The organism is Burkholderia sp. Leaf177 (assembly GCF_001424345.1).
Taxonomy (GTDB): Bacteria; Pseudomonadota; Gammaproteobacteria; order Burkholderiales; family Burkholderiaceae; genus Caballeronia.
In genome coordinates, this window is the sequence record NZ_LMPF01000024.1 from 284,382 (window position 1) to 300,694 (window position 16,313).

17 protein-coding genes are annotated in these 16,313 nt (G+C 59.7%); 12 read left to right on the forward strand and 5 right to left on the reverse strand.

Annotated elements, in window-relative coordinates:
- Window positions 1–71: 71 nt before the first annotated feature.
- Complete coding sequence (acs, locus tag ASG35_RS25720; protein ID WP_056364304.1) at window positions 72–2,054, reverse strand: acetate--CoA ligase; 1,983 nt, start codon at window positions 2,052–2,054, stop codon at window positions 72–74.
- A 757-nt stretch (window positions 2,055–2,811) separates the two neighbouring features.
- Here acs and ASG35_RS25725 point away from each other — a divergent pair.
- From ASG35_RS25725 to ASG35_RS25760, 8 genes are all read left to right on the forward strand, one after another.
- Window positions 2,812–3,390: a TIGR00645 family protein gene (locus ASG35_RS25725; protein WP_056364306.1), complete on the forward strand. Its 579-nt coding sequence runs from the start codon at window positions 2,812–2,814 to the stop codon at window positions 3,388–3,390.
- Between the two features lie 97 nt (window positions 3,391–3,487).
- Window positions 3,488–5,023 (forward strand): fumarate hydratase, encoded by a 1,536-nt coding sequence (locus ASG35_RS25730; protein ID WP_056364308.1) that lies wholly within the window; start codon window positions 3,488–3,490, stop codon window positions 5,021–5,023.
- Between the two features lie 242 nt (window positions 5,024–5,265).
- Complete coding sequence (bfr, locus tag ASG35_RS25735; protein ID WP_056364309.1) at window positions 5,266–5,742, forward strand: bacterioferritin; 477 nt, start codon at window positions 5,266–5,268, stop codon at window positions 5,740–5,742.
- 13 nt (window positions 5,743–5,755) lie between these two features.
- Window positions 5,756–6,703, forward strand: coding sequence for a glutamate racemase (gene murI / locus ASG35_RS25740; protein ID WP_082508610.1), 948 nt, complete (start codon window positions 5,756–5,758; stop codon window positions 6,701–6,703).
- Between the two features lie 255 nt (window positions 6,704–6,958).
- Window positions 6,959–7,195, forward strand: a complete 237-nt coding sequence (locus ASG35_RS25745; RefSeq protein ID WP_056364311.1) for a (2Fe-2S)-binding protein — start codon at window positions 6,959–6,961, stop codon at window positions 7,193–7,195.
- Between the two features lie 323 nt (window positions 7,196–7,518).
- Entirely contained in the window at window positions 7,519–8,277 is a 759-nt protein-coding gene (locus ASG35_RS25750) for an energy transducer TonB (protein ID WP_056364314.1), read from the forward strand.
- 58 nt (window positions 8,278–8,335) lie between these two features.
- The gene (locus ASG35_RS25755) at window positions 8,336–9,106 is read left to right on the forward strand and encodes a MotA/TolQ/ExbB proton channel family protein (protein WP_056364315.1); all 771 of its coding nucleotides are present in this window, start codon (window positions 8,336–8,338) and stop codon (window positions 9,104–9,106) included.
- A 12-nt stretch (window positions 9,107–9,118) separates the two neighbouring features.
- On the forward strand, window positions 9,119–9,544 hold the full coding sequence (locus ASG35_RS25760; protein ID WP_056364318.1) for an ExbD/TolR family protein: 426 nt from the start codon (window positions 9,119–9,121) through the stop codon (window positions 9,542–9,544).
- Window positions 9,545–9,877: 333 nt separating this feature from the next.
- Here the strand turns inward: ASG35_RS25760 and ASG35_RS25765 are convergent, their stop codons facing one another.
- A complete protein-coding gene (locus tag ASG35_RS25765) occupies window positions 9,878–10,840 on the reverse strand; it encodes a LysR substrate-binding domain-containing protein (protein ID WP_056364320.1) in 963 nt (320 codons plus the stop codon).
- Between the two features lie 164 nt (window positions 10,841–11,004).
- Between ASG35_RS25765 and ASG35_RS25770 the strand changes: the two genes are divergently transcribed.
- The 4 genes from ASG35_RS25770 (at window position 11,005) to hemP (ending at window position 13,354) form a co-directional block, all read left to right on the forward strand.
- A complete protein-coding gene (locus tag ASG35_RS25770) occupies window positions 11,005–11,877 on the forward strand; it encodes a pirin family protein (RefSeq protein ID WP_056364322.1) in 873 nt (290 codons plus the stop codon).
- Between the two features lie 133 nt (window positions 11,878–12,010).
- Window positions 12,011–12,424 carry an OsmC family protein gene (locus ASG35_RS25775; RefSeq protein WP_056364324.1) on the forward strand — a complete coding sequence of 138 codons (414 nt, stop codon included), beginning with the start codon at window positions 12,011–12,013 and terminating at the stop codon, window positions 12,422–12,424.
- A 48-nt stretch (window positions 12,425–12,472) separates the two neighbouring features.
- Complete coding sequence (locus ASG35_RS25780) at window positions 12,473–12,967, forward strand: SRPBCC family protein (RefSeq protein ID WP_056364326.1); 495 nt, start codon at window positions 12,473–12,475, stop codon at window positions 12,965–12,967.
- Window positions 12,968–13,096: 129 nt separating this feature from the next.
- Window positions 13,097–13,354 (forward strand): hemin uptake protein HemP, encoded by a 258-nt coding sequence (gene hemP, locus ASG35_RS25785; RefSeq protein WP_056364328.1) that lies wholly within the window; start codon window positions 13,097–13,099, stop codon window positions 13,352–13,354.
- A 248-nt stretch (window positions 13,355–13,602) separates the two neighbouring features.
- Here hemP and ASG35_RS25790 read toward each other — a convergent pair whose 3' ends face one another.
- The 3 genes from ASG35_RS25790 to ASG35_RS25800 are packed head-to-tail and all read right to left on the reverse strand — an operon-like array spanning window position 13,603 to window position 16,306.
- A complete protein-coding gene (locus tag ASG35_RS25790) occupies window positions 13,603–14,016 on the reverse strand; it encodes a GlcG/HbpS family heme-binding protein (protein WP_056364330.1) in 414 nt (137 codons plus the stop codon).
- A gap of 38 nt (window positions 14,017–14,054) precedes the next feature.
- Window positions 14,055–15,464: a 4Fe-4S binding protein gene (locus ASG35_RS25795; protein WP_200945783.1), complete on the reverse strand. Its 1,410-nt coding sequence runs from the start codon at window positions 15,462–15,464 to the stop codon at window positions 14,055–14,057.
- On the reverse strand, window positions 15,461–16,306 hold the full coding sequence (locus ASG35_RS25800; protein ID WP_056364332.1) for an FTR1 family iron permease: 846 nt from the start codon (window positions 16,304–16,306) through the stop codon (window positions 15,461–15,463). The genes ASG35_RS25795 and ASG35_RS25800 overlap by 4 nt, the downstream gene beginning before the upstream one ends.
- Between the last annotated feature and the right edge of the window lie 7 nt (window positions 16,307–16,313).

Below are 16,313 nucleotides of genomic sequence, written 5' to 3' on the forward strand. Positions count from 1 at the left end.
TACGTGGTCGATATAAAAACGGCTCCCTGAAAAAGGGAGCCGTTGCGCAAGCCAGATACTACTCGAAGAATTTAATGCGCTTCGCCGAGTTGATCGAGGATGGCTGGATTTTCCAGCGTCGAGACATCTTGCGTGATTGCCTCGTCCTTCGCCAATGAGCGCAACAAGCGACGCATGATCTTTCCCGAACGCGTTTTCGGAAGATTTTCGCCGAAACGGATGTCCTTCGGTTTCGCGATCGGACCAATCTCTTTCGCGACCCACGCGCGCAGATCGTTCGCGATCTTCCTGGCTTCATCGCCTTCCGGACGCGAGCGCTTCAAGACCACGAACGCGCAGACGGCTTCGCCGGTTGTATCGTCGGGACGGCCCACCACGGCCGCTTCCGCCACGATCGGATTCGACACCAGCGCGGACTCGATCTCCATGGTCCCCAGCCGATGTCCCGACACGTTCAGCACGTCATCGATACGGCCCATGATGGTGAAGTAGCCGGTCTCCTTGTCGCGCACGGCGCCGTCGCCGGCGAGGTACAGCGTGCCGCCAAGTTCCTCCGGGAAGTAGCTCTTCTTGAAGCGATCCGGATCGCCCCACACCGTGCGCAACGCCGATGGCCACGGCCGCTTGATCACCAGAATGCCGCCCTGCCCGTTCGGCACGTCCTGACCGGTTTCATCGACGACGGCCGCCATGATGCCCGGCAACGGCAACGTGCATGAACCCGGCACGAGCGGCGTCGCGCCCGGCAGCGGCGTGATCATGTGACCGCCGGTTTCGGTCTGCCACCAGGTATCGACGATAGGACATTTGCCGCCGCCCACGTTCTCGTGATACCACATCCACGCTTCCGGATTGATCGGCTCGCCGACGGTGCCGAGAATGCGCAGCGTGGACAGATCGAAGCTCTTCGGATGGATTTTCGAATCAGCTTCCGCGGCCTTGATGAGCGAACGGATCGCGGTCGGCGCGGTATAGAAGATGGTGACCTTGTGTCTCGCGATCATGTCCCAGAAGCGCCCGGCATTCGGGTACGTGGGCACGCCTTCGAAGACGATCTGGGTCGCGCCGATCGCGGTCGGGCCGTACGCAATGTAACTATGCCCCGTGATCCAGCCGATGTCCGCCGTACACCAGAAGATGTCGTCTGGCTTTGCGTCGAAGGTCCACTGCATGGTTTGCGCGGCCCACAGCAGGAAGCCGCCGGTGCTGTGCTGCACGCCTTTCGGTTTGCCCGTGGAACCGGACGTGTAGAGAATGAACAACGGATGTTCGGCGCTGACCCATTCCGGTTCGCACGTGTCGGACTCTTGCTCGACGAGCTCGTGCATCCACAAGTCGCGGCCTTCGTGCCATTGCGTTTTGCCGCCTGTGCGCTTGTACACGATCACGCTCTTCACCGCTTCGCAGCCGCCGGTGGCGATGGCTTCGTCGGCGATATTTTTCAGCGGGAGCGCCTTGCCGCCGCGCATTTGTTCGTCGGCGGTAATGAGCGCGACCGCGCCCACGTCCACGAGCCGTTCGTTGAGCGACTTCGATGAGAACCCGCCGAACACCACCGAATGTGTAGCGCCGATGCGCGCGCAAGCCTGCATGGCGACCACGCCTTCGATGGACATCGGCATGTAGATCACCACGCGGTCGCCCTTCTTCACGCCACGTTTTTTCAGCGCGTTCGCGAATCGGCTTACGCGCTGGAGCAGGTCTTGATAGGTGACATTGGTGACGGTGCCGTCGTCGGCTTCGAAAATGATCGCGCGCTTCTCGCCGTTGCCCGCTTCCACATGCCGGTCGATGCAGTTGTACGACGCATTGATTTCGCCGTCCTCGAACCACTTGTAGAACGGCGGATTCGATTCGTCGAGCACGGTCTCGAACGGCTTGTGCCAGCTGAGCGTTTCGCGCGCGAGCCGCGCCCAGAAGCCTTCGTAATCGCGTTCGGCTTCGGACGTCAAGGCCTTGTACGCATCCATGCCGGAGATCGAGGCGCCTTCGGACGCTTTGGCCGATGGCGGGAAGATACGGCGTTCCTGGAGTACGGATTCAATCGCGGACATCGACAACCCCTTCTTTGATGGTGAATCTGGAATCTGCGGCTTCCGAGCATGCTCCAAAGCCGCTATGTTTTTTGCGACGCAGACGGCATACGCGGTGAGACGCGTGAGCCTTTGCTTGTTGCTTGTCGACCAGAGTTGGCGCTTTAGCGCCTTACTCTGGTCCCACGCGGGTGACTCGCGGTCGACCAGAGTTGGCGCTTTTAGCGCCTTACTCTGGTCCCACATGCGCCACTCGCGATCGAGCGATTCGCGCCACGCAACATGGTCACTGCGTGCCTGACACTTTCGATGCAACGCAGCATGCGCGTTCGTGTGGCCACGAAACCTACACCGGCGAAGATAAGCCGCGCGCCTTACCCGCTACTTACGCAAAGCGCCTGAAACCCACGGGGTATACACGTATTCGCCCGCACCTTCACACCGCACGTGCCAATGCAATGATGCCCTTCGTTGGCGGGCGCTGCCAGACCCACTTGCGCCAAGATTCGCTGTCCCATGACACCAAGCCATGGCACCAAGCATGTTAACTGAACTCGTCGCGTGGATTCCAGCTTGAATCGTTACGCGCTCTATCTCGTCGCGCCATGCTGCTGGTTGTCAGCAATGTCGGCCGCAACTACGGGTTGACCCGCAGACCGGTCACGTCATCGCGCTACAATGCCGGACTTTCTCAAAATTGGCAGGCTGCGCTGTTTTACGCGTCCAGCCCGGCGTTTTTACAGATCAGAACATTTCATCCACCGACCCGGCACCGCTCATGTCCGCATCCCCGAACATCCCCGGCACCCGCTCCCCCCGGCGTCCGATGAAGCCGCTCCCCGTCGTCATTTTCATGAGCCGATGGCTACAGGTTCCGCTCTATCTCGGCCTGATCGTCGCGCAAGCGGTCTACGTGGTGTTGTTCCTGAAAGAAGTCTGGCACCTCGTCACGCACATGACGACGCTCGATGAAACCAACATCATGCTGGTCGTGCTCGGCCTGATCGACGTGGTGATGATCTCGAACCTGCTGATCATGGTTATCGTGGGCGGCTATGAAACATTCGTTTCGCGGCTCGGCGTGGAAGGTCATCCGGATCAGCCCGAATGGCTCGATCACGTGAACGCTGGCGTGCTGAAGGTGAAGCTTTCCATGGCGCTGATCAGCATTTCGTCCATCCATTTGCTAAAGACGTTCATCAATCCGGATCAGTACTCCGAACACGCGGTGATGTGGCAAGTGGTGATTCATGTCGCGTTCCTCGCGTCTGCGCTGATCATGGCCTGGGTCGATCGCCTGACCACGCACACGCATCCCGAGCACTTCCACGAAGCACCGGCGAAGGCTCACGAATAAGTTGAAGCAACATTGAACGAGCGCTCTTCAAGGCGCCGCTGAAAGTACCATCGTCACGATAAAGTTTCTCATAAGCCCGTCCCCACACGATCAAGCCATGACCATCATCAAGCAGGAAGACCTGATTCAAAGCATCGCGGATTCGCTGCAGCACATCAGCTTTTACCATCCGCTCGACTACATCCAGGCGCTCGGCCGCGCATACGAACTCGAAGAGAGTCCGGCCGCGAAGGACGCGATCGCGCAGATCCTGACGAACAGCCGCATGTGCGCGGAAGGTCATCGGCCGATCTGCCAGGACACGGGCATCGTCACGGTCTTCGTGAAAGTCGGCATGGACGTGCGCTGGGCGAGCGGAACAGGATCGGCGACCATGGGCGTCACCGACATGATCAACGAGGGCGTGCGCCGCGGTTACCTGAACCCGGACAACGTGCTGCGCGCGTCCATCGTGAGCCCGCCCGAAGGCGCCCGCAAGAACACGAAGGACAACACGCCGGCGGTGATCCACTACGAGATCGTCCCCGGCGATAAAGTCGATGTCCAGATCGCGGCCAAAGGCGGCGGCTCGGAAAACAAGACGAAGTTCGCGATGCTGAATCCGTCGGACTCCATCGTGGATTGGGTGCTGAAAACCGTGCCGCTGATGGGCGCCGGCTGGTGCCCGCCGGGCATGCTTGGAATCGGCATTGGCGGCACAGCCGAGAAAGCGATGGTCATGGCGAAGGAATCGCTGATGGACGCCATCGACATTCAGGATGTCATCGCGCGCGGCCCGAAGGACTGGATCGAAGAGTTGCGCGTCGAGCTGCACGAGAAGGTGAACGCGCTGGGCATCGGCGCACAAGGTCTCGGCGGCCTCGCCACCGTGCTCGACGTGAAGATCATGGCCGAGCCCACGCACGCTGCATCGAAACCCATCGCGATCATTCCGAACTGCGCGGCAACGCGTCACGCGCATTTCACGCTCGATGGCTCGGGCGTCGCGAAGCTCGAAGCGCCCTCACTCGATGCATGGCCGAAGGTCGAATGGGTCGCGAACACGGAAACCAGCCAGCGCGTGGACCTGAACACGCTGACGAAGGAACAGGTTGCCGCATGGAAGCCAGGGCAAACGCTGCTGCTCTCGGGCAAGATGCTGACGGGCCGCGACGCCGCGCACAAGCGCATTGCAGACATGCTCGCGAAGGGCGAAAAGCTGCCGGTCGACTTCACGAACCGCGTGATCTACTACGTCGGTCCGGTCGATCCGGTGCGCGAAGAAGTCGTCGGCCCGGCGGGTCCGACCACGGCAACGCGCATGGACAAGTTCACCGACATGATGCTGTCGCAAACCGGCCTGATCTCGATGATCGGCAAAGCCGAGCGCGGCCCGACGGCCATCGAGGCGATCAAGAAGCACAAGGCCGCGTACATGATGGCGGTGGGCGGCGCGGCGTATCTGGTGTCGAAGGCGATTCGCGGCGCGAAGGTCATCGCGTTCGAAGACCTCGGCATGGAAGCCATCTATGAGTTCGATGTGCAAGATATGCCGGTGACGGTCGCCGTGGACTCGACCGGGACGTCGGTTCATCAGACGGGACCCAAGGAATGGCAGGCAAAAATCGGCAAAATTCCGGTTGCAACGGCGTAGAGGGTTTAAACTCCTGCTCCAGTAATCCGAAGCGATAAGAGCCGGGCCTCGTGCCCGGCTCTTGCATTTTGAAGACGCTCTGAAGAGAACTGTTGTCATTCTCATTTCACTTTGTGAATGACCTTGAATGACTGCGAATGACCATTAAGCCCGCGAATCACGGCAAAAACACCATTTTCATATTGGCTTTTTAAACCCGAGCGGTTATGTTTAAAAAGCTATAACGCCCCAAAGGAACCACGATGAAAGGCGACGTAAAAGCGATCGAATACCTGAACCTGCAGTTGAAGAACGAACTGACGGCGATCAACCAGTACTTCTTGCATGCGCGCATGTACAAGCACTGGGGCCTGGAGAAGCTCGGCAAGCATGAGTACGACGAGTCCATCGGCGAGATGAAGCATGCCGACTGGCTGATCCAGCGCATTTTCATGCTCGACGGTTTGCCGAACCTGCAAGACCTGCACAAGCTGTTGATTGGTGAAGAAACGCTCGAGATCCTCCAGTGCGATTTGAAGCTGGAACAGATTTCGCAAAGCACGTGCAAGGAAGCGATCGCTTATTGCGAGTCGGTTCGCGATTTCATCTCGCGCGAGATTTTCACAAAGATTCTCGATGATACGGAAGAACATATCGACTGGCTGGAAACGCAGATCGATCTCGTCGCGAAGGTCGGCATCCAGAACTATCAGCAAACCATGATGGGCGAACACGAGTAATCCAACAGCTGCAATGCCTCTCGACGCAATTCGTTCTTCTTTGCCGGCAACCAGTGTCAACGCGACGGGCGTAGATTCGCTCGGCGTGAATTCGCTCGGCGTGAATGCGCTCGGCGTGAACTCGCTCGGCGTGAACTCGCCCGTGGGCATTTTCGATTCGGGTCTCGGCGGTTTATCCGTACTTCGCGCCGTGCGCGCCGCGTTGCCGGACGAACGGCTGATCTACGTCGCGGATTCCCTGTACGCCCCGTACGGTGAACGCGATGACGATTTCATCGCCGACCGGACACTGGCGATTGGCGAGTGGCTCATTGCGCAGGGCGCGAAGGCGCTCGTTGTAGCCTGCAATACCGCGACGGCGCAGTCTATCGCCCAGGCGCGCGAGCGCTTGCCCATTCCCATGATCGGCGTAGAACCGGGCATCAAGCCCGCCGCGCTGATGTCGCAAACACGCGTGGCCGGAGTGCTGGCTACCGCCGTCACTTTGCGCAGCGCACGCTTTCAGGCGCTGGCTGAACGCTATTCGACTGATTGCCGTTTCATCCTTCAGCCGGGACACGGTCTGGTCCAGGCAGTGGAACGTTGCGATGTCGATTCGCCTGAGCTGATCGAGTTGCTGAGAACCTACGTGCGACCCATGCTCGATGCCAACGCCGACACGCTCGTGCTCGGCTGCACCCACTACCCTTTCCTCGACAAAGCCATCCGCACAATCGCGGGCGATCGCCTTGCGTTGATCGACACGAGCGTTGCGATTGCCCGGCAACTCGAGCGGCAACTGGATCTGCACGGCATGCGCGCGGCGCCCTCGCACGACGTGCACGCGCCGCGTTTTTGCTCGACCAACGATGGCCGGATGCAGCAAAAACTGGTGGCATCGTTGCTGGGAATCGATATCAACGTGGAGCGCGTCGATATCCCGTCGCGCCGTACGCGAGCTTTGGAATCTGGCGCGGCCTGATTCGCTTGAACACGTTCTGCGGACGAATACCGCTCAAAAACCAACCGCAATTTGCCGTATCGGGCTAAATAAAACCCTCCCGGGCATGCGGTTTCACCGCGTTGTGCAGATGGCAGTGTCACGCCCCGTGGGAATCTCCGACCCGTCCCTTATTTTCCCGCAATGACCGTCCAAAAAAACCAACGTCCCCTATTGCCAACCTTCGCATAAGGAATGATAATAATTCGCATTAACGTTAGCTATCGCGGTTGCCACATGATCGTCTGTGTTTGCAAGTCAGTATCGGACAGAAAGATTCGCGCTTCCATTGCCGACGGCGCTTCTACTTTTGATGAACTGCAATTCGAACTAGGTGTCGCGATGTGTTGCGGCAAGTGCGAAGAAACCGTGCGCGACGTGATGTTGCAAAGCGGATGTGCGTCGCATTGCGGCATGCGTGGCGATCAGCATCAGGCCGTGCCCCTGACGTTCTACGAACGCAAAGCGGCTTAAGTGCTTTTCTTTGGACCTGCGCGATTCGAATGCGCAGTTCCAGACGCTCGCGATTCCGAAAAAGCTCCACGACGTCCGGCCTCAAGCCGTGAAAAGTGGAACACGTGCAACACCGAAGTTTTCCGTTTTCCGCTCGCAAGCCACGTCACATCAAGCCAGCACGCCAACCCCCAATCAAGGAGGGATCGATGGAACTGCTGATCGGTTTTGTGGCCACGCTGTTTATTTCTCTGCTCATCTTCCGAAAATGAAGTCCTCCAGTCCTACATGCTGCATGGGCTTTCGCTGTTCGTACGGCTTCGCGGCCGTGCAACCACGCTGATATGCCGTCTTCATCTCTCACGCCGGGCAGCGCGTTCGGCGCAAGCCCGCCGGACCATTCGTCTATCAATCCGCGCGTTATCGCGGCGGGCGTTGCCGTGGTGGCAATCCACATCGGTTTGCTCGCAGTCGCGCTCACGATGCGCAACGAACCGCCGCCGCGCCCTATCGAATCGAAGACGATCACCGCCGAACTGATCAGCGCCGCGCCACCGCAACCCGTCGCCGCGCCCGCCGCCATTCAGTCGACGCCCGTTCCTCCGCCACCGAAACCGGTTCCACCGAAGCCCACGCCCAAGCTCAAGCCCACCGTGCAGCCACACGTGAAAGCCGCGCCGACGCCGCTGCCGGAAACCACGGCGCCATCGACGATTGCGGCTGCCGCGCCCGAACCAACGCCTGCTCCGCCCGCGCCGCCGGCCCCTGCCGCCCCGCCGGCGGCCGCGCCGGCGATCGGCCGTCCGACGATGTCGCTCAACGCGCCGAAGGACGTCGCGCATCTCGAATGCAACATCGCGATGCCGGAATATCCGGCGCTCTCGAGGCGTCGAGGCGAATCGGGTACAGCGGTGGTGAAGTTTGTCGTGGGGCTGACGGGCAAGATCGAGAATATCGAACTAAAGAAGAGCAGCGGTTCGTCGCGGCTCGATGACGCCGCGCTCGACGCCATGCGCTCGAGCGCCTGCAAGCCGTACAAGGAAAATGGCGAGGCGATCCGCGCCGCCTATTCCCAGCCGTTCGTCTTCGGGCTGAACGACTGACGCACGCCGGCAAGAACACAAGATCCGACCTAATTTTTAGATATCTACAGGAACTGCAATGCAAAGCTATGGTTTGGCCCACGTCTGGGCACAAGGGGATTTCGTAACGCGAGGCATCGCGCTCGCGCTGGCGATCATGTCGGTGCTGTCGTGGACCGTGATCGTGGTGAAAGGCCTGAACGTGCTGCGCCTGAAGCGCCTCACGAAAAACGCCGAGCAGGCGTTCTGGCATTCCGACGATTTCGCCGACGGCATCAAGAAGCTCAGTAATCATTCGGCCAAAACGCAGGACAACCCCTTTCTCGCGCTTGCGCTTTCGGGCCAGGACGCCGCCGATCATCATCACCAGACGCAACCGCATCTGCACGACCGCATGGATGTATCGGACTGGATCACGCGCTGCCTCAAAGACACCATGGACGAAGGTGTCGGCCGCATGCAAGCGGGTCTTGCCGTGCTCGCATCGATTGGCAGCACCGCGCCGTTCGTCGGCTTGTTCGGCACGGTGTGGGGGATTTATCACGCGCTGCTGACCATCGGTGCAACGGGGCAGACGTCCATCGATCAAGTTGCGGGACCGGTTGGCGAATCGCTGATCATGACGGCGTTCGGCCTGTTCGTCGCGATTCCGGCCGTGCTCGGTTATAACGCGCTGACGCGCTGGAACAAGGCGATTGTGACGAAGCTGAACCGCTTTGCGCACGGCCTGCACGCGTTCTTCGTGACGGGCACCAAGCTCGCATCGAGCAAACGCGGCGACGGCCTGCGCCTCGCCACGCAACAAGCAAGCACGCCGTCGGGTGTCAAGCCTGCATCGCGTGTGAGCTAAGGGGACGTCGTCATGGCCATGAGCCCTTTTTCCAGCGACGAGGACGACGGCATGATGAGCGAGATCAACATGACGCCGCTCGTCGACGTCATGCTCGTTCTCCTGATCATCTTTCTCGTCACGATTCCCGCGATCAACCACGCGGTGAAAATCGATTTGCCCAAGGCCAGCAGCCAGCCGCAGGACACCAAGCCGGCGCACGTGGACGTCGCCGTGGAAGCGGACGGCACGGTGCTCTGGAACGACCAGAAAGTCGACGATAACGCCCTGCAAGCGCGGATCGCCGATGCATCGAAACAGACGCCGCAGCCCGAGTTGCGTTTGCGCGCGGACCGGAAGGTGCCGTATGAACGTGTCGCCGACGTGATGTCGGCCGCGCAAGGCGGCGGTTTATCGAAGATTGGTTTTGTGACCGAGCCGAAAGCCGCCGCAGAATAAGTTTTACGCGCCACAAAGTAAAAGGCCTTCATCACCATGATGAAGGCCTTTTTTTGTGTGCGCGCGGCACATTCGGGCTAGCGGTTACTTTGGGGCCGAGTAGCCCGATCCCGCGGCATCGCCACATGCGACAGCCGTGCTCGACACGGACAGCGCGATTAGCCCTATCAGGCCTACTATAAAAGTGGCCGTGAGTTTTCGCATAAGCAGCTCCTTAGCGAAGAGATTTCAATATAGCGTCGGGATACCACCCGTTCAAGCGCACGCCGATTGAATCTCTGCATCGCAAGCGCATGCTTCAATGTCAGAAACTTGCGATCACACCGCGTTTAGTCAAACTGTTTCGTGAGTGCGCTCAACCGGAAGAGGACATTCTCCCGGGAAGCGATCGCCGTCATTGATTGACTCGACCAGAAAGTCTACGAAAGCGCGAATCGCCGGAACCATGCCTTGTCGCGATAAAAATACCGCATACAACTGCGGCGTAGGAAACGTCCAGCCCGGCATGACCGGCGACATCTGGCCAGTGCGCAGCGCAGCGCCGTACAACATTTCCGGCAACGCCGCGATGCCGACGCCGCGCAACACGGCCTCGCGGATCATGCCCAGGTCCGCCGTGACCAGGCGCGGCTCGTGTTCGAACTCGTGGCGTGTGCCGTCGGGGGCGATCATCCGGAACACGTGGCGGCCGTCGCTCGAGGGAACATCGATGGTATCGAACTGTGCCAGCTCCGAGGGCACGATCGGCGGCGCATTGGGCTTGAGCAGCGACGGCGCCGCGACCAGCATCTGCTCCGTTCGCCACAGCGGCCGCGCGACGATAGTGGAATTGACCGGCGGCTCGGAACGCACGCGCAGGGCGACATCGACGGGATCTTCGAACAGGTCGATCACCCGGTTCGTCACGCTCATGACCACGCGGACTTCGGGGAATCGATGCAGGAAATCAGGAATCACCTCCGATAAAAACGTCTGCGCGATGGTCACGGGCACGCTCACGCGCACGCTGCCGCGCGGTGAATCCCGAAGGCTGTGGACGACATCGACGGCCGCTTGCGCCTCGGCGAGCATGCCCTTGCAATGCTGATAGAAAAGTTGCCCGGCTTCGGTCAGCGCGAGCTTGCGCGTGGACCGTTGCATCAGCCGCACGCCGAGCGACGTTTCTAGTTCCGACACCCGCCGCGACAAACGCGACTTCGAAATGCCCAGCACACGCTCAGCCGCCGAAAACCCGCCGTGTTCGACAACGTACGAGAAGTACATCAGATCGTTGAGGTCGTGCGAGTCAGGTTTCATGCGAGCGCGAGGTAAATAAAGCGGTTGTTTCAGTGGTAGGACAATCCATTGCGGATGGACGGCTTTTTCTCCGAAATACGCTCCATATAATAGCTCCATGTTTTAAATTTGGCGCTAATCGATGACTTGGCGCCCACTGTTGATCGACTGAGGCGAGGACGAAAATGGACACCACACGCAGTATCGAAAGCACCATCCCGGCGATCCGCACGGTGGAAGGCGGCGGTTTTGTCGTGCATCGGCCGTTTCCAACGCGTCTTTTGATGGACTTCGATCCGTTTCTGCTGCTCGACGAAATGGGACCCGTCGATTACGCGCCGGGTGAGGCCAAAGGCGCGCCGGATCATCCGCATCGCGGGTTCGAGACCGTCACGTATGTGCTCGAAGGCCAGTTCGGCCACAAGGACTCGGCCGGACATTCGGGCACCTTGCGTGAAGGCGATGTGCAATGGATGACCGCGGGTTCCGGCGTGGTTCACAGCGAAATGCCCGATCCGGAATTCACACGCACTGGCGGCCGTGTGCACGGGCTGCAGCTTTGGGTGAATCTGCCTAAGCGCGACAAGATGATTGCGCCGCATTATCAGGAGATTTCATCGGCGAGCATTCCGGTTGGTAAGAGCGACGACGGGCGTGTGCGCGTGAAGGTTATCGCCGGGGAAGCGCTGGGCGTGAAGGCGGCTATCGAAACGCGCACGCCAATTCTTTATCAGCATTTCTCGCTGCAACCGGGTGCATCGGTCGTGCAGCCGGTGCCGAAGGATTTTCGCGTGTTCGGTTATGCGTTGTCAGGCGATGGCTTTTACGGCTCCGATAAACAGCCGGTCAAGGCGCGGCAGATGATCGTTTTTGCGGACGATGGCGAAACCGTCACCTTCACCGCCGGCGAAGAACCGCTCGAATTGCTGCTGCTGGGCGGTGTGCCGCTGAAAGAGCCTGTGGTGCGCTACGGTCCTTTCGTAATGAACACGGAAGATGAGATTCGTCAGGCCGTGGTGGACTATCAGGCAGGCCGGATGGGCGCAATCAACCACTGACCGGACCACTCAGGCGTACGTTTCACCGGCGCGGCACGAAGGACACTATTTGCGTCACAATAGTCCTTCGTGCCGCGTTGTTTTATCGTCTGCATATTCGCGCGCCACCCGTCCCATTCACACGGAGTACCGCATGTCCGAAAAGTTTGTGTCGCCGGTTGTCAGCGCCAGCATTGGCGCCGAGGATTTCCAGGTCGCCTTGAGCGACGGCAAGCATGAATGGCTCGGCGATGAACCCGCGTCACACGGCGGCGCCGATACCGGCCCGACGCCACATGGCCTGCTGCTTTCAAGCCTGGGCGCATGCACATCGATCACGCTCAAGATGTACGCCAAGCACAAGGGCTGGCCGCTGGAAGCCGTGCACGTCACGCTTACCTACCAGTCCACCCCGCCGGAAGCTACGGTGATAGACCGTCAGATCAAGCTGACGGGCGAGCTGGATGACACTCAGCGGGAACGTCTTTTGCAAATCGCGAATGCATGCCCTGTGCACAAGATCCTGTCCGGTTCGATCGCGATCAACTCCGGGCTCACGCCCGCTTGAACGCACGCCGTCAATAAATTCACCGATCACCTCAAGGAAAACGTCGTTTTGAATTTCGAACACCTCATCCAGATCAACGACCCGCTCAACCCGTTCGTTACGGCCATGACGCGCGAGCAGGTCTGGCAAGGGCTCGTGCTGCGCGCAGAACAGCCACAATTGTTCGTGATCGGGCTTGATCGATGCGCGATCCTGTCCCGCGACGGCGATGTAATCGAACGCGAATTGCACTATGGTCAGGCGCGCGTGCGTGACCGCGTGACTTTCATCCCCGAAAGCAGCGTGCGCTACGACATTCTGCCAACGGCCGAGCACGTGGGCGGCTCGCTGACCATGGCTATTGAACAGCCGGACGAGCTTCAGCTATTCCTGCGCTTTACCTACGCAACCACCCTTCTCGTGGCCGATGATCCCAACGCCAGTCCCGACGCCCTGCAAACGCAGGAGATCGTGAAGTCGGCGTATCGGGAAGCGGATATCGATACGGTCAGGCTGATTCGCCAGTTCGCGCACGGCGACAAACTCGAAGGGCCACTGCATTAGAAGTGCAACAACGTTTCGATAGAAAGCCGTTGACTATCAAAACCTAAAATCGATGAAGACATCGTTGTTGCAAATAAGAATGGTTATCATTAAGATTAATCCATCGACTCAACGACCGGACTTCTCGACATGACCGACATCCTGCGCTCCAACACGCTTCGGCTGCGTCGCCCGGTCGAGCGTTCCGCCGCGGCGACCATCGCGCGGCCGCGTACTGCCGCCGTGACTACGGCGCGTCCGGCTTCGACTGTTTCCGCAGAGAGTAGCGAACGCACGCTGCGTAGCGATACGCTGCTGCAAGGTCAGAGTCACATCAGCATCATGCATAACGGCGAGACGTATCAGCTGCGCGCCACGCGGCTCGGTAAGCTGATTCTCACGAAGTAACACGCTAGACCGAATTTCAGTACCAGGTATTGTGGGGACCACCTCCCTGAGAGGTGTTTGGCAATAGCCAGCCATGACGGCTTGCACGCGAGAATTTAGACCCCTTCGTGCAAACACCAGCCAGTCGTCGATAGCCAGCGAAGCCGCTTTTTTTGGTTCCCATCGAGTGCGCGCCAAAGCGCCACCAATAAAGCAAAAAGCACGTTCCGAATGGAAACGTGCTTTTTTTATTCGAACGAGCTGGCAAATCAGACGTTTTCGATACCCAACGCTGCAATACCCGCCTTCGCCACTGCCGCATCCTGATCCGACTTCACGCCCGAAACGCCGACCGCCCCGACCATGTCGGCGCCGACCATGATCGGCACGCCGCCTTCGAGCATCGCGGTCATCGGCGCGCTCAGGAATGCGACGCGGCCCTGCTTGATCATGTCTTCGTAAAGTTTCGTTTCGCGACGTCCGACAGCCGCAGTGCGTGCTTTGCCCGTCGCCATCTCGGCTGTGCTCGCGCCAGCACCATCGAGCCGATGGAGATGCAGCAAATGCCCGCCTTCATCGACAATGGCAATCGTCACGTTCCACTTGTTCGCGAGCGCGTGCGCTTCGGCAGCCGCTGCGATGATCTTTACGTCTTCATCGGTCAATGCGGGTTTGGTTCTCATGTGTCACCTCCAGGTTGCAATTGCGAATACCCGCAAGGTTACCGCGAGAAGCCCCAGAACATCAGGTACCAGGCGCTATCGACAACAGCCAGTGCCACGATAAACCACAGCATCGCGGTCAAGCCACGCGGCATCATGCGACCGGGAACATACCGTCCGATGACCCGCCATGCCAGCCACGCACTCCAGAGATTTGCGACGCCGAGCAAACCCAGGCGCATGTCGGTGACCCACCAGAGCGGCACGTGTTCGGCGCGCAACAGGGAAACCGTAGTCGCCGACAAACCCAGGAATACGCCCACGCCGGCCACAGGAATCAACGCTTGCGTCAAATGATGCAGCCGCTTGAACTCGAAGTGCCCGAGGGTGCGCGTGCCGGCTGCGAGCAAACCCAGCAGCGCGGTGCCATAAACCAGCCCGGTCACGACGATATATCCAATCACCATGCTTCCGTCGAGCCACGAGAAAACGTCGTTCTGCTCCGGATAATGCGTAAAAAGGAACCACGGCGCGTTGGTATCGAGCGGCCAGAGGATGTTGTGGTCGATCAGCCAGCTCGCGAAGAACTGCTTCAGCTGGACGAACCACGGACTCACGGTCCAGTGAAACGCGCCGATCGCGATTCCTAGCAAGCCGTACAAAACCAGCGCCGTGTCCCACGGATTGGCTTGCTTGTCGCCGAGCTTGACGATCTCGGACGAAGGTGAGCGCCACGTCAGCGAGATCGCATCGCGATGTCCGCTGCAACGTCCGCACATATGACAATCCGATGCGCCCTTCATGGCCCGCAGCGGCACGAGCGGCGCACAGTTCACCGGAATCACCCTGTGCCCATGCTCGCCTTCTTTATACGACTTGCGCCACGCGTCCTCGTTGACCTTGTAATGAAACGGCGCGAGCCGCGCCAGCAACGAAAACACGCCATTCACCGGACACAGGTATTTGCACCAGACGCGCTTCTCGCGCCCGTACAACACGCCGATGATCATTGCGCCGACAGTCGATCCGCCCAGCACCAGCAAGACAGCTTTCGGATATTGATACACGCTGACCATCTGGCCGTAGATGGTCGTGATGCCAAACGCCACGAACGGCCAGCCGCCCCAGCGCAACCAGCGCGGTATCGCCCAGCCGCGCCCGAACTTGCTCGCGAACTCGGTCAGCGCGCCTTCGGGACATAACACGCCGCACCATACGCGGCCGAGCATCACCATGGACAACAATACGAACGGCCACCAGATGCCCCAAAACACGAACTGCGCCGCGACCGTGAGGTTGTTCCAGATATGCGCCGTGTTATCCGGCAATGGCATCACAGCAGGAACAAGAATCAGGAATGCATAGAACAGCACCACGACCCACTGGATTCCGCGGATTATGCTGCCGTGCTGTTGCATCCATTGCCCGGCTTGTTGCAGCCGGCCGGGCCGATTCAATACATCGCTCATGCTGGACGTCTCGCCGATTTTTGCGCCATGCGGTTCTTGGAACGGCGCAGCAGAAGGAAGATCACGGCCCAGTACACCGCGTACGCAATCAGGTTCATGCCGGCCGGATGCGCGCGATATCCCGTGAGCGTCGCAACGAGCGAGCCGAACGTGCTGGAGTCATCGAGAAGCCAGGACGTATTCCAGACCTGATTCACGACGACAGGCAGGATTTCCTTGTCGATCAACTTGTCCACGCCGCTCTCGAACAAGCCGGCTGCAAGGAACAGCAACATGATTTCGGTAACGCGGAAAAACAGGCGCCACGAGAAGATCTTGCCGCCGAGTTGCAGCAGGTAAAACGTGAGGAAGGCCAGTCCAAGGCCGATCACGACGGCGAGATACTGCGCGGTATCGACATGTCCCGACTGGCCGAAACCCAGGCCGTAAAGGAAAATCACCGTCTCGCTGCCTTCGCGTGCAATAGCGAGCGCAACCAACAGCGTCACGCCCCACCAGTTCGCGCCCTGCTTGCTCTTTTGCAGCGACGCTTCCATGTCGCGTTTCATCGATCGCCCGTGGTGCTTCATCCACAGCACCATCTGCACGATCAGCACACACGCCACCAGCACCATGCCGGTCTGGAAATAATCCTGCGCGTCGCCCGACAACACTTCGGTGAAACCCACGAGCGCCGCGCCCAGCGCCACGGCGGCCAGCAAGCCGATCACCACGCCGGCCCACAGATACGGGATACCGCGACGCGCGTCGGCATCGCCATTTTTCAGCCATGCGTACAGGATGCCGACGACCAGCAGCGCCTCGACACTCTCCCGCCACACGATGAAAAGAACCTGACCCATTACCTTC

Coding starts and splice junctions, on each gene's coding strand:
- ASG35_RS25765 (WP_056364320.1), bottom strand. CDS start 10,840: ATGAAACCTGACTCGCACGACCTCAACGATCTGATGTACTTCTCGTAC.
- ASG35_RS25750 (WP_056364314.1), top strand. CDS start 7,519: ATGCCGTCTTCATCTCTCACGCCGGGCAGCGCGTTCGGCGCAAGCCCG.
- bfr (WP_056364309.1), top strand. CDS start 5,266: ATGAAAGGCGACGTAAAAGCGATCGAATACCTGAACCTGCAGTTGAAG.
- hemP (WP_056364328.1), top strand. CDS start 13,097: ATGACCGACATCCTGCGCTCCAACACGCTTCGGCTGCGTCGCCCGGTC.
- ASG35_RS25795 (WP_200945783.1), bottom strand. CDS start 15,464: ATGAGCGATGTATTGAATCGGCCCGGCCGGCTGCAACAAGCCGGGCAA.
- ASG35_RS25790 (WP_056364330.1), bottom strand. CDS start 14,016: ATGAGAACCAAACCCGCATTGACCGATGAAGACGTAAAGATCATCGCA.
- ASG35_RS25800 (WP_056364332.1), bottom strand. CDS start 16,306: ATGGGTCAGGTTCTTTTCATCGTGTGGCGGGAGAGTGTCGAGGCGCTG.
- ASG35_RS25770 (WP_056364322.1), top strand. CDS start 11,005: ATGGACACCACACGCAGTATCGAAAGCACCATCCCGGCGATCCGCACG.
- ASG35_RS25775 (WP_056364324.1), top strand. CDS start 12,011: ATGTCCGAAAAGTTTGTGTCGCCGGTTGTCAGCGCCAGCATTGGCGCC.
- ASG35_RS25760 (WP_056364318.1), top strand. CDS start 9,119: ATGGCCATGAGCCCTTTTTCCAGCGACGAGGACGACGGCATGATGAGC.
- acs (WP_056364304.1), bottom strand. CDS start 2,054: ATGTCCGCGATTGAATCCGTACTCCAGGAACGCCGTATCTTCCCGCCA.
- ASG35_RS25745 (WP_056364311.1), top strand. CDS start 6,959: ATGATCGTCTGTGTTTGCAAGTCAGTATCGGACAGAAAGATTCGCGCT.
- ASG35_RS25755 (WP_056364315.1), top strand. CDS start 8,336: ATGCAAAGCTATGGTTTGGCCCACGTCTGGGCACAAGGGGATTTCGTA.
- ASG35_RS25725 (WP_056364306.1), top strand. CDS start 2,812: ATGTCCGCATCCCCGAACATCCCCGGCACCCGCTCCCCCCGGCGTCCG.
- ASG35_RS25730 (WP_056364308.1), top strand. CDS start 3,488: ATGACCATCATCAAGCAGGAAGACCTGATTCAAAGCATCGCGGATTCG.
- murI (WP_082508610.1), top strand. CDS start 5,756: ATGCCTCTCGACGCAATTCGTTCTTCTTTGCCGGCAACCAGTGTCAAC.